Source organism: Nitrospinota bacterium (assembly GCA_016208975.1).
Taxonomy (GTDB): domain Bacteria; phylum Nitrospinota_A; class UBA7883; order UBA7883; family JACRLM01; genus JACQXA01.
The window spans coordinates 111,875-125,357 of the sequence record JACQXA010000004.1; the positions used below are offsets into that span (position 1 = coordinate 111,875).

Annotated in this window: 20 protein-coding genes; 1 reads left to right on the plus strand and 19 read right to left on the minus strand. The window is 56.2% G+C overall.

Annotation, left to right across the window (positions count from 1 at the left end):
• Positions 1 to 7: 7 nt before the first annotated feature.
• The 19 genes from rpmJ to HY751_04115 all read right to left on the minus strand — a co-directional run bounded on the left by rpmJ (position 8) and on the right by HY751_04115 (position 11,361).
• Positions 8 to 121 (minus strand): 50S ribosomal protein L36, encoded by a 114-nt coding sequence (rpmJ, locus tag HY751_04025; GenBank protein ID MBI4665560.1) that lies wholly within the window; start codon positions 119 to 121, stop codon positions 8 to 10.
• 82 nt (positions 122 to 203) lie between these two features.
• A complete protein-coding gene (gene map / locus HY751_04030; GenBank protein MBI4665561.1) occupies positions 204 to 959 on the minus strand; it encodes a type I methionyl aminopeptidase in 756 nt (251 codons plus the stop codon).
• Positions 959 to 1,603, minus strand: coding sequence for an adenylate kinase (locus tag HY751_04035; protein MBI4665562.1), 645 nt, complete (start codon positions 1,601 to 1,603; stop codon positions 959 to 961). The genes map and HY751_04035 overlap by 1 nt, the downstream gene beginning before the upstream one ends.
• A gap of 28 nt (positions 1,604 to 1,631) precedes the next feature.
• The gene (gene secY, locus HY751_04040; protein MBI4665563.1) at positions 1,632 to 2,951 is read right to left on the minus strand and encodes a preprotein translocase subunit SecY; all 1,320 of its coding nucleotides are present in this window, start codon (positions 2,949 to 2,951) and stop codon (positions 1,632 to 1,634) included.
• 3 nt (positions 2,952 to 2,954) lie between these two features.
• On the minus strand, positions 2,955 to 3,398 hold the full coding sequence (gene rplO, locus HY751_04045; protein MBI4665564.1) for a 50S ribosomal protein L15: 444 nt from the start codon (positions 3,396 to 3,398) through the stop codon (positions 2,955 to 2,957).
• Complete coding sequence (rpsE, locus tag HY751_04050; GenBank protein MBI4665565.1) at positions 3,385 to 3,870, minus strand: 30S ribosomal protein S5; 486 nt, start codon at positions 3,868 to 3,870, stop codon at positions 3,385 to 3,387. The genes rplO and rpsE overlap by 14 nt, the downstream gene beginning before the upstream one ends.
• A gap of 65 nt (positions 3,871 to 3,935) precedes the next feature.
• The gene (locus tag HY751_04055; GenBank protein ID MBI4665566.1) at positions 3,936 to 4,298 is read right to left on the minus strand and encodes a 50S ribosomal protein L18; all 363 of its coding nucleotides are present in this window, start codon (positions 4,296 to 4,298) and stop codon (positions 3,936 to 3,938) included.
• Between the two features lie 37 nt (positions 4,299 to 4,335).
• A complete protein-coding gene (rplF, locus tag HY751_04060; protein ID MBI4665567.1) occupies positions 4,336 to 4,875 on the minus strand; it encodes a 50S ribosomal protein L6 in 540 nt (179 codons plus the stop codon).
• Between the two features lie 19 nt (positions 4,876 to 4,894).
• Positions 4,895 to 5,290, minus strand: coding sequence for a 30S ribosomal protein S8 (rpsH, locus tag HY751_04065; GenBank protein MBI4665568.1), 396 nt, complete (start codon positions 5,288 to 5,290; stop codon positions 4,895 to 4,897).
• A gap of 15 nt (positions 5,291 to 5,305) precedes the next feature.
• Complete coding sequence (locus tag HY751_04070) at positions 5,306 to 5,491, minus strand: type Z 30S ribosomal protein S14 (protein ID MBI4665569.1); 186 nt, start codon at positions 5,489 to 5,491, stop codon at positions 5,306 to 5,308.
• 16 nt (positions 5,492 to 5,507) lie between these two features.
• The gene (gene rplE / locus HY751_04075; protein ID MBI4665570.1) at positions 5,508 to 6,047 is read right to left on the minus strand and encodes a 50S ribosomal protein L5; all 540 of its coding nucleotides are present in this window, start codon (positions 6,045 to 6,047) and stop codon (positions 5,508 to 5,510) included.
• A 10-nt stretch (positions 6,048 to 6,057) separates the two neighbouring features.
• Positions 6,058 to 6,375 carry a 50S ribosomal protein L24 gene (locus tag HY751_04080; protein MBI4665571.1) on the minus strand — a complete coding sequence of 106 codons (318 nt, stop codon included), beginning with the start codon at positions 6,373 to 6,375 and terminating at the stop codon, positions 6,058 to 6,060.
• Positions 6,376 to 6,398: 23 nt separating this feature from the next.
• Positions 6,399 to 6,767: a 50S ribosomal protein L14 gene (gene rplN / locus HY751_04085; GenBank protein ID MBI4665572.1), complete on the minus strand. Its 369-nt coding sequence runs from the start codon at positions 6,765 to 6,767 to the stop codon at positions 6,399 to 6,401.
• 15 nt (positions 6,768 to 6,782) lie between these two features.
• The gene (rpsQ, locus tag HY751_04090) at positions 6,783 to 7,049 is read right to left on the minus strand and encodes a 30S ribosomal protein S17 (protein ID MBI4665573.1); all 267 of its coding nucleotides are present in this window, start codon (positions 7,047 to 7,049) and stop codon (positions 6,783 to 6,785) included.
• 36 nt (positions 7,050 to 7,085) lie between these two features.
• Positions 7,086 to 7,283: a 50S ribosomal protein L29 gene (gene rpmC, locus HY751_04095; protein MBI4665574.1), complete on the minus strand. Its 198-nt coding sequence runs from the start codon at positions 7,281 to 7,283 to the stop codon at positions 7,086 to 7,088.
• Positions 7,280 to 7,705, minus strand: a complete 426-nt coding sequence (gene rplP, locus HY751_04100; protein ID MBI4665575.1) for a 50S ribosomal protein L16 — start codon at positions 7,703 to 7,705, stop codon at positions 7,280 to 7,282. Before rplP ends, rpmC begins: the two co-directional genes overlap by 4 nt.
• A gap of 5 nt (positions 7,706 to 7,710) precedes the next feature.
• The gene (gene rpsC, locus HY751_04105; GenBank protein MBI4665576.1) at positions 7,711 to 8,487 is read right to left on the minus strand and encodes a 30S ribosomal protein S3; all 777 of its coding nucleotides are present in this window, start codon (positions 8,485 to 8,487) and stop codon (positions 7,711 to 7,713) included.
• Positions 8,488 to 8,524: 37 nt separating this feature from the next.
• Complete coding sequence (gene rplV / locus HY751_04110; GenBank protein ID MBI4665577.1) at positions 8,525 to 9,046, minus strand: 50S ribosomal protein L22; 522 nt, start codon at positions 9,044 to 9,046, stop codon at positions 8,525 to 8,527.
• Positions 9,047 to 9,243: 197 nt separating this feature from the next.
• A complete protein-coding gene (locus tag HY751_04115; GenBank protein MBI4665578.1) occupies positions 9,244 to 11,361 on the minus strand; it encodes a methyltransferase domain-containing protein in 2,118 nt (705 codons plus the stop codon).
• Positions 11,362 to 11,912: 551 nt separating this feature from the next.
• Between HY751_04115 and bcsG the strand changes: the two genes are divergently transcribed.
• The gene (gene bcsG, locus HY751_04120) at positions 11,913 to 13,445 is read left to right on the plus strand and encodes a cellulose biosynthesis protein BcsG (protein MBI4665579.1); all 1,533 of its coding nucleotides are present in this window, start codon (positions 11,913 to 11,915) and stop codon (positions 13,443 to 13,445) included.
• Positions 13,446 to 13,483: the final 38 nt, after the last annotated feature.

A 13,483-nucleotide genomic window follows, 5' to 3' on the forward strand; every position in this document is an offset into this window, starting at 1 on the left:
GGAAAAACTAACCCTGTCTTTGCTTGTGCTTCGGATTTTCGCATATCACGCGTATCTTGCCGTTGCGCTTTATTACCTTGCACTTGTCGCAAATGGTCTTTACAGACGATCTTACCTTCATAAAATCACCGCCTCTTGGCTTACTGATATTATCCGCGTCGAAAAAGGGTTATTTTAACAGACATAAATTAAATTACACAACATTATTTTTGTGAAATACTTAAAATCTCGTATCCTTCGGCGGTTACGGCCACGGAATGCTCAAAATGGGCCGATAAAGCGCCGTCGGAGGTCTTCACCGTCCACCCGTCCCGCAATATAACCACTTCCGCCGTTCCGGCGTTTATCATGGGCTCTATGGCCAGCACCATCCCTTTTCTTAAGGCCGGGCCGCGCCCGGGCCGCCCGAAATTGGGCACCTGCGGGTCCTCATGGGGCTGGGAGCCTATCCCATGCCCCACAAATGATGTGACCACGGAAAAACCCTGGCTCTCCGCGTGGGTCTGCACGGCGTTGGAAATGTCTGAAACATGGCCGCCGGGCCGTATCTGGGAGATGCCTTTCATCAGCGCGTCCCTGGTGACTTTTATAATCTTCCCGGCCTCCGGGCTTACGGCGCCCACGGGAAGGGTGCGGGCGGAGTCGCCATAATAGCCATCCTTCTCGGCTCCCAGGTCCAGCCCTATTATGTCCCCTTCCTTCAGCGCATAACTGCCCGGGATGCCATGCACCACCCCCTCGTTCACCGCCACGCAAAGGGCGTTGGGAAAACCGCGATAACCTTTAAACGAGGGTCTGCCCCCCATTTTTTTTATTATTTTTTCGGCTTCCCTGTCCAACTCCGCGGTGGTGACGCCCGGGCGGACAATCTCTTCGAGCCTGTCCAGCGCCGCGGAAACGATCTGGTTGGCGGCGCGAATCTTGTCTATCTCTTCGTCTGTCCTGTAATTTATGGCCATCAGGACGAAAGCGTTTCCATCACCTGCCTGCTCACTTCATCAATGGCGGCGGCTCCGTCGAACATTTTGTATTTTCCACGCCCCTCGTAAAACGACCGGAGCGCCTGGGCCTGCTGGCGGTAAACCTCGAACCGTTTGAGGATGGTCTCTTCCTTGTCGTCGTCCCGCTGATACAGCTGGCCGCCGCACCTGTCGCACACGCCTTCGCTTTTCGGCGGGTTGTGGGTTATGTGGAACATCTGGCCGCACTGTTTGCACACCCTCCGGCCGGTGAGCCTGTCCAAAAGCAAAGACGGCTCCACGTTGAAGTCGAGCACGTAGTCCATCTCCGCGCCTAGCTCGTTGAGGGCCACGCACAGGGCCTCCGCCTGTTTTACCGTGCGGGGGAACCCGTCCAGTATGAAACCTTCCAGGCAGTCCGGCTGGGTGATACGGTCGTTTATTATGCCTATCACCACCTCGTCGGGCACAAGCTCCCCGGCGTCCATATACTTCTTTGCGGTCAGGCCCATGGGGGTCCTGTCCTTGATTGCCTGACGGAGAATGTCCCCTGTGGATATCTGGGGAATGCCGAACCTGTCCGTGATGATCTTGGCCTGCGTGCCCTTGCCCGCCCCCGGCGGACCCAGCAATATCAATCGCATTTCAAGCGCCTCCGCCTGAAGTGAATAATTACCTGCGGCTCCTTATCGCGCCCTTTTTGACGAACCCCTCATAGTTCCTCATAACAAGGTGCGACTCCACCTGCGCCATCGTGTCCATCCCCACGCCAACCACTATCAAAAGCCCGGTGCCGCCGAAATAGAACGGCACGTTAAGCTGTGATATTAGCACGTCGGGGATAATGCAGACGACCGACAGGTATATTGCGCCGGCGAACGTAAGCCGGGAAAGCACTTTGTCTATATACTCGGAGGTGGGCTGGCCGGGCCGGATGCCGGGGATGAACCCGCCCCATTTTTTCAGGTTTTCCGCCACATCCGCCGGGTTGAATATCACCGCGGTGTAGAAGTAGCAGAAGAAGAATATGGCGCCGATGTATATCATCTCGTAAACCAGGTGGCCCGGGCGGAGCATGTCCGTCACGCCGGCGAGCCAGGGAGCGGCCGAGGCGCTGATGAAATTGCCCAGGGTCGCCGGGAACATGATGATAGACGACGCGAAAATCGGGGGAATGACCCCGGAGGTGTTAAGCTTCAGCGGCAGGTGGCTCTGCGTGCCAGCCACCATCCTGCGGCCCACCTGGCGCTTTGCGTATTGTATGGTGAGCCTGCGCTGGGAAGACTCCATGTAAACGATACCGGCGATAACCACGGCCATCATCGCCACAAGCCCCACCATCACCACCGCGTTCAGCTGGCCGATGCTGATAAGCTGGAACGTCTGGATCAAGGCGGTGGGCATGTCCGCCACTATGCCGGAGAATATTATCAGCGATATGCCGTTGCCTATGCCCCGCTCGGTTATCTGCTCGCCAAGCCACATAAGGAACGCCGTCCCAGCGGCGAGGGTGACCACCGTCAAGATCCTGAAACCCCAGCCTGGGTTTGCTATAACAAGCTGGCCCGCCGGGGATTTTAACGATTCAAGCCAAAGGCAGATGCCAAAACCCTGTATGCTGGCCAGCGCAACGGCGCCGTACCTGGTGTACTGGGTGATTTTTTTCTGCCCCTGCTCCCCTTCCTTCTTCAGCTTTTCCAGGGTGGGTACAACCACCGTTAGAAGCTGGATGATGATGGAGGAGCTGATGTACGGCATGATACCCAACGCGAATATGGTGGCGTTGGAGAAGTTTGAGCCGGTGAACATGTCGAAAAACTGGAACATGGTCCCGGACATGTTGCGGAAGAAGTCCGCCAAGGCGGCGGTCTCCACCCCCGGAACGGGGATGTGGGAGCCGATGCGGTAAACCGCCAACATCCCAAGGGTGAAAAGGACCCGGTTCTTAAGCTCCGGGATGTTGACTATGGCGGCCAGGCCCTGACCCAGCACGGCCTACCCTACGGAGGTCTTGCCGCCCGCCTTCTCTATCTTGGCGGCGGCGGATTTAGAAAACACCGCGGCTGTTACGGCGACGGGCTTGGTTATCTCGCCCCGGCCCAGCACTTTCACTTTACCCTTCTCGGAAGCTTTTATAACGCCCTTCTCCACCAGGGTGTCGGGCGTAACTTCGCCGGAAAGGCCAAGCTTTTCGATGGTGTCCAGGTTGATCACCACATAATCTTTTTTAAAGATGTTGGTGAAACCGAACTTGGGGAGCCGCCTGGAAAGGGGCATCTGCCCGCCTTCAAACCAAGGCGGAACAGTTCCGCCGGAACGGGCCTTTTGACCCTTGTGACCTTTGCCGGAAGTGCCGCCGTGACCGGAGCCACAGCCCCTTCCAACCCTTTTCCTACTCTTTCGAGAGCCGTTTGGGCTTTTTAGATTATGCAGTTTCATTGCCACCCGCCATGGAAGACTCGGCCCTGGAGAGCCGTATTTCTTTGATTACGCTCGGGCTGTACAGAAGCTTCAAAGCCTCCATTGCCGCCCTGGCCATGTTGTTCTGGTTGGAGGAGCCCAAAGACTTGGTGAGGATGTCTTTCACACCCGCCGCCTCCAGTATGGCGCGCACGGCGCCGCCGGCTATAACGCCGGTACCGCGGGAGGCCGGTTTCATCAAAACCTTGCCAGCCCCGAAATTACCCGTAACTTCATAGGGGATGGTGGAGTCGTGGATATACACCTTGACCATCCTCTTCTTGGCGCTGGCCACCGCCTTGCGGATAGCCTCCGGCACTTCGTTGGCCTTGCCGGTGCCAAGCCCCACACGGCCGGCCCTGTCGCCCACCACCACCAGGGCGGAGAACGAGAAGCGCCTGCCGCCCTTGACCACTTTGGCCACGCGGTTTATGTGGATGACCTTGTCAATGAACTCTTTGTCACGCCCGTCGGACGCTTCATCGCCGCGTGTCCTGCGGCCAGCCCTGGCTCCGTTCACATCAATATCCCTTTTTCTCGTATTGCGTCCGCCAGATCCTTAACCCGGCCGTGGTAGATATACCCGTTCCGGTCGAACACAGCTTTTTGAACGCCAATCTTGGACGCCCGCTCCGCCAAGGTAGCCCCGGCCCACTTGGCCGCGGCGGCGCTTTTGCCTTTTACGGCCGCGTCCTTCTCCTGGGAAGACGCCGCTACCAGAGTTTTCCCCGCCACGTCATCTATCAGCTGAGCGGAAACGTACTTGTTGCTGAAAGTGATTGAAACCCTCGGCCGCTCCGCGGTGCCACTGATTCTTTTGCGAATCCGCGCTTTCCTGGCGGCTCTCCTGTCGTTCTTCTCTCTTAAAACGCTGTCCATCGCGTGAACCTTAAAAACCTGCTTTTATGTTACGTGGTTACTTGGACGCGGCCTTGCCGGCTTTGCGCCGGATGGTCTCGTCCGAGTACCTTATGCCTTTACCTTTGTACGGCTCCGGCTTCCTTAACTTCCGGATGTTGGCGGCTATGAGCCCCACAGCCTCTTTGTCCACGCCCACCACCGTAAGCTCGGTGGGTTTGGGGACGTTGAAGGTTATCCCTTCGATAGGCTCTATGTCTATCGGATGGGAGTAACCCAGCGTGAACTCCAGCCCTTTGCCCTTGGCCGCCACGCGGTAACCCACGCCCTCTATGAGGAGGGTTTTGGAGAAACCTTTGGAGACGCCCTCAACCATGTTGTTGATTAACGCCCTGGTGAGGCCGTGCAAAGAGCGGTTCTCCCGCTGGTCGTTCGGACGCTCAACGCTGAGCTTGCCGTCAGCCAGAGAGACCTTCATGTTGGGGTGGACCTGCCTTGAAAGCTGGCCCAGCTTACCCTTTACGGTCACATTCCCGCCGTCGATCTTCACATCGACACCCGCCGGGACATCTATCGGTTTTTTGCCAATCCGTGACATTTGCTTATTAAGCCTCTAACTACCACACACAACAGAGGACTTCGCCGCCCACACGGGCTTCTTTGGCCTCTCTGTCTGTCATGATTCCCTTGTTCGTGGAGAGGATGGACGTGCCCAGCCCCTTCTGCACCACCGGTATGTCGTCCACCCCGGAATAAACCCTCATGCCGGGCCTGGACACCCTCTTGATCCCGCGGATGGCGGGGATGTCTCCGGAGTACTTGAGATAAATCCTCAGCTCACCCTGCTTGTTGTCGCGGATGATCTTGAACCCGCGGATGTAACCCTCCTGCCTGAGCACCGCGGCAAGCTCCGCCTTCAGGCCGGAGGAAGGGAGCGACAGTTTGTCGTGCCGCGCCATAACCGCGTTGCGTATGCGGGTCAGCATGTCCGCCACTGGATCAGTAATGTTCATTTTTTCGCCCTACCTTTACCAACTGCTCTTTGTGACGCCGGGAATCTTACCCTCCAGCGACAACTTGCGGAAACACAGCCTGCACAAGGCGAACTTGCGCAGGTACGCGCGCGGCCTGCCGCAACACTTGCACCGGGTGTATGCGCGCACCGCGAACTTGGGCGTCCGCGACTGCTTGGCTATCATGCTTTTCTTGGCCATTTTATAAAAAACCTCGTCAGTTGCGGAACGGCATGCCAAGGCTCCGCAAAAGGCTCTTGCCCTCGGCGTCGGTCCTGGCGGTCGTTATTATGGATATGTTCATCCCTTTTATCTTCTCCACCTTGTCGTATTCGACCTCGGGGAAGATCAATTGCTCTTTTACGCCCAGGGTGTAGTTGCCATGGCCGTCGAAAGCCTTGCCGGAAACCCCCTTGAAGTCCCTTATCCTGGGGATGGCCGCCACTATGAGCCTTTCCAGGAACTCGTACATCCTTTCCCCGCGGAGGGTAACCATCACGCCGATCCCAAGCCCCTCGCGGAGCTTGAAGTTGCTTATCGCCTTCTTGGCGGAAGTCACCATCGGCTTCTGGCCGCTTATGCGGGTGAGGGTGTAAACCCCGGTCTCGATGATCTTGGGGTTGGCCGTAGCCTCGCCCAGGCCCATGTTGATGACGATTTTCGCCACCCTGGGGGCCTGCATTACGTTCTTGTACCCGAACTCCTTTATCAGGGCGGGCGCCACTTCTTTCTTGTATCTGTCTTTTAGCGCGGCCATATCCTGCTCTTTACACCAGGTCCAGCATCTCACCGCACTTGCGGCAGACGCGGACTTTTTTGCCGTTGTCGAGTATCTTGTGGCCAATCCTCACAGGCTTTTGGCATTTCGCGCAGAATATCTGCACGTTGCTGGCCTGCATCTTGGCCTCTTTCTCAATGATTCCGCCCTGGCGCTGGCGCTGGGTGGGCTTCTGGTGACGTTTTACAACGTTCAGCTTCTCCACTATCACGCGCCCTTCTTCGGGAAAAGACTCGAGGATGCGCCCCTTCTTGCCCTTCTCCTTGCCAGCGATAACCATCACCACGTCGTCTTTCTTCAGTCTCAGCTTCACGCTCTTACCTCCGGTCATCACAGCACCTCCGGAGCCAGAGAAATGACCTTCATGAACTGCTTGGCCCTAAGCTCCCGGCCCACGGGGCCGAAAATGCGGGTGCCGATCATCTCATGGTTGTCGTCCACAAGCACCGCCGCGTTGTTGTCGAACTTCACGTATGTGCCGTTCTCGCGCCGCAACTCTTTCTTAACCCGCACAACCACCGCGTTCTTCACCACGCCTTTTTTTATGTTGCTCTCCGGCATGGACTCTATCACCGCAACCTTGATGACATCCCCTATGCTGGCGTAGCGGCGGTGGGAACCGCCGGCCACCTTAATGAGCCGCACTCTGCGGGCGCCTGAATTGTCGGCGACCTCAAGCACGGTATGCAACTGAACCATCGCTCTACGTCTCCTCTAACCTACGCTACGCTCAAGGATGGCGCCAAGCCTCCACCGCTTATTCTTGCTCAGGGGCCTCGTCTCGACGATTCGCACCTTGTCGCCTATTTTCAGCTCGTTCTTCTCGTCGTGAACGTGATACCTGCTGGACATGGTGACTATCTTCTTGAACTTGGGGTGCGCCACGCGCCGCTCCACTTTCACCACGGCAGTCTTGTCCATCTTGTCGCTCACCACGACGCCGACCCTAACCTTCCGGTAGCCTCGCTTGTTCTCTTCCATACCTTCTTTTTAAATCCGCTAACGCCCCTAAGGCGGTTAACCTTTGGCCAGGCTCTTTTGCCGGAGCGCGGTTAGCGCCCTGGCTATATCTTTTCGCGCGCCCCTAATCTTGGCCGAGCTGTCCAGCTGGGCCGTGGCGTGTTGAAACCTCAGTTTCATGTAGGACTGCCTGAGATCCTCAAGCTTCCTGCCAAGCTCTTCGTTTGAAAGCTCCTTAAATTCGACAGCCTTCACAGCGCAAAGCTCCTTTCTTCCTTGTTAAGATACCGCGTGGCCATGGGCAGTTTGTGCGCCGCCAGCCGCATGGCCTCTTTGGCCACCTCAGCCTCCACCCCGTCCAGCTCGAACAGTATCCTTCCCTGCTTGATCCTGGCCACCCAGAACTCCGGCGCGCCTTTACCTTTACCCATCCTCACTTCGAGGGGCTTCTTGGTCAGCGGCTTGTCCGGGAAAATGCGTATCCATATGCGCCCGCCACGCTTCACATGGCGGCTTATGGCGATACGGGCCGCCTCTATCTGCCGGTTGCTTATGAAACCGGGCTCCACGGCCTGAAGGGCGAACTTGCCGAAGCTTATGGACGAGCCGCGCCAAGCGGTGCCCCTGTTCCGCCCTTTCTGGCGTTTGCGGTATTTTACTTTTTTAGGCGTCAACATGGCGGTTACTCCTCAAAATCTTCGCCTGCCGCCGCTTCATCTTCTGCGACAGCTTCGCCTATGCCCATCTCCGCCTTGGCGGCCTCAACGGCTTCCTCAATCTGCCGCTGGCTCCTCAGCTTCCTCTGCTCCTCCAGCCTCCGGGCGTCCTTGCCGAAGTAAACCTCGCCGCGGAACAACCACACCTTCACGCCAATGATGCCGTAGGTGGTTTTCGCCTCGGCGAAACCGAAATCGATGTCGGCCCGGATGGTGTGAAGGGGAACGCGCCCCTCGCGGTACCATTCCATCCTGGCTATCTCGGCGCCCGCAAGCCTGCCCGAGGCGTTAACCCGGATGCCTTTGGCGCCAAACCGCATCGCGGTGGACACGGCCTTTTTCATGGCCCGGCGGAACGCCACGCGCCGCTCCAGCTGGAGGGCTATGTTCTCCGCCACAAGCTGGGCGTTTATCTCCGGCTTGCGCTCTTCTTTTATGTTAAGGAACACCTCACTGCCGGCCAGCATCTTCTGGACCTGGCTCTTGAGCTTGTCAACCTCCTGGCCCTTTTTCCCGATGATGATGCCGGGCCTGGCGGCGAATATGTTCACCTTCACCTGCTTGCCCTTGCGCTCCAGTTGCACGCTGGACACGCCGGCGTGATAAAGCTCTTTCTTTATGAAAGCGCGCAATTTAAGGTCGCTATGCAGGTTGTCGGCGTAGGAACCCTCGGCGTACCAGTTGGATTCCCACTTCTTGATGATGCCGAGCCTAAACCCCAGCGGATGCGTTTTCTGACCCATTTTTTTTCCTGTTCTCCTAAGACAGAGCCGACTTTCGTCAGCTCTCCTTTTTCTTACGGGGCTTTTTTGGTTTGGCCTCGGCGGCCGCGGGCTCTTCAGCTTTAGGGGCCTTAGCAGCTTTCGGGGCCTTTGGAGCCGCTTCCTTCTTCACCTTCTTGGCGGCCTTCTTGGCCTTCATGGCCTCAAGCTTGGCCCTGGCTTCTTCCTTGGCCTTGAGGTTCTCGCGAACCACAATGGTCATGTGGGCGGTGGGGCGGCGGATAACGTCCGCCCGGCCGCGGGCGCGCTGTATCTGCCTGCGAAGGGCAGGGCCCTGGTTCACCCATACCCGCCAAACTTCGAGGACATCTATGTCCTCCACCTTCTTGTTGTTCTCGGCGTTGGCCACGGCGGAGTCTAAAAGTTTCAGCAGAAGGGCCGCGCTCTTCTGGGGCGAAAAGCTCAAAAGGCTTTTCGCGTCCGCCACGCTTTTGCCGCGGATCATGTCCGCCGCTAGCCTGGCCTTCTGGGCCGACACCCTTGTAAACCGCAGGGTGGCGCTGGCTTCTATCGCTTCCATAAGGCTTTTGTCTAAATCCCGTTAAAACCTAAATTCAAAACTCTATGCAGGCCGGAAAGTTACCGGCCCCGGCGTCGTTTTCGCCATGGCCGCCTGCCAACCGGAAAAATAGTAAGTTTATTTTTGCGGCGAGGCATTGTCAATAATTTTTTCAAGCTTTTTTAACAGACGGGGGCTTGCGGCTTGAAAAACATGGCTCAGCCCTCGCCCCCGGCGGTGAAGAACGACACGGCGTAAAAGGCGATGGCCAGGATAATCAGCCCGGAAAGGCCCGTTACAAAGCTTAAGCTTTCGGAAAGCCCCCCGAAGAGCGCCCCGAAAAGGTTATACGCCAGCGCCCTGGAGGCGGCGGCGGCCCCGTTGAACGATTTGGCGAAAAGATACCCGATAACCACAAACGGCGCCATGTACAGCGCCACCACCCAGTTGCTGGTAAGCGGCAGGAAATACAGCCCGGCAAGCGCCACGAAAAGAACGCCGTACAGGACAGGATAGCCCACCCTGCCCGCGCTCTTTATGAATGTGGCGTTGGCGGCCAGGATGGCCGCCAGGATGAGCGATATCACTATGGAGCTTACCAGCCATGTGGTTCCCCAAAAGAGGGCGAAACGGCTTATAACGGAAACCTCCAGCAGGAGGAACCCGGCGCCCAGGGCCGCAAAATGGATGTCATTCCTGCGGGGCTTGCCGAAATAAAACCCGTAAATTAAAAGGAATATGGATATCAGCAGGGCCGAAACCAGAAGGTGCAGTTTTGGTATGGAGCGGGACTGGACGTATAAATAAGGCCAGTCGTCGGTCTGGGGCTTGGCGTCCAGGTTCTTGTAAACTTCCACGGCTTTTGCGCCGAACTCCACCCGCCTGGAAAGCATCGGATCCGCCTTAACCTTGTCCATTACCAGCTTCTCATCCTCGCTGGCCAGGAAATATGTCCCACCCGTCCCCTGGATGAAATGCCTGGAATAGGCCTGTATCACCACAGGCGGCCTTCCGAACTGCTGATTGATCATCTTGTATATCTTGGAGCCTATCCATGGGTAATTCACCTGGAACGACAGGGCCAGGACGCCGTCCGGCTTCAGGTGGCGGCGCATATCGCCCACGCTTTCGGTGGTGTACATGAAGCTGTCCAGGTTCGTGTTGGAGAAGCTGGAGGTGAGGGTGTGGGAGTCCAGCAGACCCAGGATTATCAGGTCGTATTTCCTGTCGGTGTCGCGCAGGAAATTCCTGGCGTCGTTGTTCACCACCGTCACCCTCTCGGAGCCATAAGGGTTTTCGGGGTGGTATTTCCTGCCCAGGGAAATGATGGTGGGGTCTATCTCCACGGCGGTGACCCTTTTGGCTCCGGCCCGCAGGGCCCCAGCCACGTCGTTGCCGCCGCCGGAGCCAAGCACCAGCACGTCGTCCAGCCGGTTCGGGAAATTATATGGCAGGTCGTAATAGTGATACCTGTCCAGGGCCGGGGGGAACGGGTCCGGATGGGCTTTCCTGTTCTTGTCCGAAAGGTCGAGCATGTAAAGGTAGAGCGTGTTATTGGTCTGAAGCTTTTTGTACTCGATTATTTTTGTATCCCCGCTGGAGGCGTTGTACCTTACGCCAAACTGGTGAAGGGAGATTTTCTGGTATGGCGACCATATCTGCTCCAGCGGCGCCAAGGCGGGGACATGGTTTAGCGCCATGATCATTATCATGGCCGAAACGGCGACGGCCAGGCTCTTCTGCGTGTCCCACCGCCAGAGGGCGAAAATTATCGCGGTGGCTATCAAATACCAGAGAGTCGGCGGGGTGGTCTCGAAACTCAGGCCCGCGAAGAACCACACCCCTATCAGCGACCCTGCGATGTTGATGGAGTAGTCCAGTATCCTGTTCTGCGACCGGTCGAATATGTCCGACAGCGCCTGCCCCAGGGGGGCCATGGATATTATCACCGCGAAGAACAGGGTGGTGAGCATCAGCAGGCCAGCCATAGCCCGTATAACATCATTGTGGGCCATTTCCCACATGTTGAAATCGCCCAGGTTCAGGAAGTCGGAAATCTGGTAAAAACCGGTGATCGGATGGGTGGTGACTGCGATGAACGTTATGCACCCCAGGGTAACAAGCGGGCTGAGCCTTGGTTTGTAAAGGTAGCCCACCCCAAGCCCGAGGAACGCGCCTATGAGGGTGAGGTTCTTAAAATAGGCGAAGATCCGTATCTCACTGCCCAGATGGCGGATGAGCATCACTTCGATATAGAGGCTCAAGAGGCTGATGATGAACAGCGCAACCCTGTCATTGGAGAAGAGTTTCCTCAACTCGACTTCGCTTCTGAACAATTGAACCTCCCTTTTACGCTAGTATGCCCCGCCCTTTTTGGGCAAAGTTACTTTTATAAACCAACATTGCGCCCATATAAAGATATTTCTGGCCCTGGTTCCCGGATAAATCTGTGGAAAAACCGTGTCATGCCGAGCCCCTCGGCAAGCTCGGGGTGACAATCCACCTCTTGTCATGGTGCGCCTGCCGAACCATGGCTCTTGAATGCTTCCCCGTGGTCGCCCTTTAACCGCTTCCCCGTGGTCGCTGACCACGGTTTCCTTCCCCCCTAGAATCTCAGGGTGACATTTCTCAAGCCTCTTTAAATCTTACCCGGAAATTATGGATCTCAAATCCAGACAAGAGCATGGAGGATGTTTGTCAGGCGCCCCATCCGGTTTTATACTGGCGCATAGCGCCCTGATGGAAGGCAGGCGCTCCTGATAACCGCCATCCATTACAATGGTTATGGATTTTTTATCTACGCCGTATTTTGATGGGGTAACCAGGCGCTGAAAATGATATTATGTTTTGACATATTCTGATTCAACCACGCTGGCTTTTTTAATACATGGAACTCTGGAGTTTTTATTTTTTCGCCAAACTGTTCCTTTATTACAAGGAATACATAAAGTTTGACGTCACCTATAACCTGCTTTTCGCACTTTTCCTGACCATCCCCATTCCGGAGAAAATCAGGTTCAGGGGGGTCATTGTTACCGGCCGGGTGGCGCTGGGAATCATACTGGCCATATCCCTTCTCTGGCACGATTCGTGGCTCCCGCCGCCTACCGAGGGCGCCAGCTTTTTGATGTCCCAGGGAATTCCATCCACCGAATACATCTACAGCTTCCTCATGAGGTTTTATAACCCCAAGGTGTTCATGCTTATCGGGGCGATTTTTTCCTTCTGCTGGCTGGCCAACAAGTTCCTGAAAATGTCCACGCTGGTGCTTATTTGCATCATGTCGCTGATCCCGCTAAAGGTTTTCGGTGAGCCTAACAGCCAGGAGCTTACCCAAACGGTGGACGCGTTTTTCGATTCGGAGACCACCCGGGTGACAAGATATGAAAAGCCCGAGGCTGGCCATCCGGATTTTGACCTGGTAATTCTCCATGTATGCTCCCTGGCATGGGCGGACATGGTGGACGTGGGGATGGACAAAGATCCCTTCTTCCGGCAGTTCAATTACCTTTTCACAAACTTCAACACGGTCACCACCTATTCCGGCCCGTCGGTGATCCGTCTGCTCCGGGGCAATTGCGGCCAGCAACGGCATGGGGATATCTATTCGGAAGCGCCCAGGGAGTGTTACATATTAGAAACTTTCTCCGACGTGGGTTTTAAGAATTACGTTACCCTCAACCACGATGGCAAATACGGCTCATTCGCCGAGGAGATAACGAATAACCACGGCCGCCCCGGCCCGATGAACCTTGCGGGTCTGCCCGTACAGCAGAACATGTTCGACAACTCTCCCATATACGACGACTATTTCACCCTGAGCCGGTGGTGGGAGAACAGGCTGGTATCCGGCGAGAAGGCGGCGGCGGTATATTACAACACCGTCACCTTGCACGACGGCTCCCACTGGGTGGGCCAGAAGGAATGGTGGAAGGGGGATAGGAAAGCCCAATACCAGGAGTTCCTCACAAAACTCTTCAAGGATGTCACCCGTTTCATAAACCTGCTTTCCTCCTCCGGGCGCAACGTGGTGGTGGTGTTCGTGCCGGAGCACGGCATGGCGCTGAAAGGGAGCGTTATACAGGCCCCCGGATTAAGGGACATACCCCTGCCACCCATCACAAACACCCCTGTGGCCATTAAACTTATCGGCAAACAGTTTAACGGCGAAAAGGTCCACCAACAGGTAATAGACGCGCCAACCAGCTACCTGGCCATTACAAATATAATTTCCAGGTTCGTGGAGAAAAGCCCCTTCACTCCGGAGGGTATGCCCGGCAAGACCTTTACCCACACCATCCCGCAAACCGATTATGTGGCGGAAAACCAGAGCGCCATGGTGGTAAAAAGTGAAATGAAACATTTCTTTTTCGGAAAAGAGAAAAAGTGGATTGAACTCTCGGACTATGAGATAAAATAGGCCCGTCTTCCAAACCCCTGTATTTTCTTTTACGGATG

Coding starts and splice junctions, on each gene's coding strand:
- rpmJ (MBI4665560.1), bottom strand. CDS start 121: ATGAAGGTAAGATCGTCTGTAAAGACCATTTGCGACAAGTGCAAGGTA.
- map (MBI4665561.1), bottom strand. CDS start 959: ATGGCCATAAATTACAGGACAGACGAAGAGATAGACAAGATTCGCGCC.
- HY751_04035 (MBI4665562.1), bottom strand. CDS start 1,603: ATGCGATTGATATTGCTGGGTCCGCCGGGGGCGGGCAAGGGCACGCAG.
- rplO (MBI4665564.1), bottom strand. CDS start 3,398: ATGAAACTGCATAATCTAAAAAGCCCAAACGGCTCTCGAAAGAGTAGG.
- HY751_04055 (MBI4665566.1), bottom strand. CDS start 4,298: ATGGACAGCGTTTTAAGAGAGAAGAACGACAGGAGAGCCGCCAGGAAA.
- rplF (MBI4665567.1), bottom strand. CDS start 4,875: ATGTCACGGATTGGCAAAAAACCGATAGATGTCCCGGCGGGTGTCGAT.
- rpsH (MBI4665568.1), bottom strand. CDS start 5,290: ATGAACATTACTGATCCAGTGGCGGACATGCTGACCCGCATACGCAAC.
- HY751_04070 (MBI4665569.1), bottom strand. CDS start 5,491: ATGGCCAAGAAAAGCATGATAGCCAAGCAGTCGCGGACGCCCAAGTTC.
- rplE (MBI4665570.1), bottom strand. CDS start 6,047: ATGGCCGCGCTAAAAGACAGATACAAGAAAGAAGTGGCGCCCGCCCTG.
- rplN (MBI4665572.1), bottom strand. CDS start 6,767: ATGGTTCAGTTGCATACCGTGCTTGAGGTCGCCGACAATTCAGGCGCC.
- rpsQ (MBI4665573.1), bottom strand. CDS start 7,049: ATGGAAGAGAACAAGCGAGGCTACCGGAAGGTTAGGGTCGGCGTCGTG.
- rplP (MBI4665575.1), bottom strand. CDS start 7,705: ATGTTGACGCCTAAAAAAGTAAAATACCGCAAACGCCAGAAAGGGCGG.
- rpsC (MBI4665576.1), bottom strand. CDS start 8,487: ATGGGTCAGAAAACGCATCCGCTGGGGTTTAGGCTCGGCATCATCAAG.
- rplV (MBI4665577.1), bottom strand. CDS start 9,046: ATGGAAGCGATAGAAGCCAGCGCCACCCTGCGGTTTACAAGGGTGTCG.
- bcsG (MBI4665579.1), top strand. CDS start 11,913: ATGGAACTCTGGAGTTTTTATTTTTTCGCCAAACTGTTCCTTTATTAC.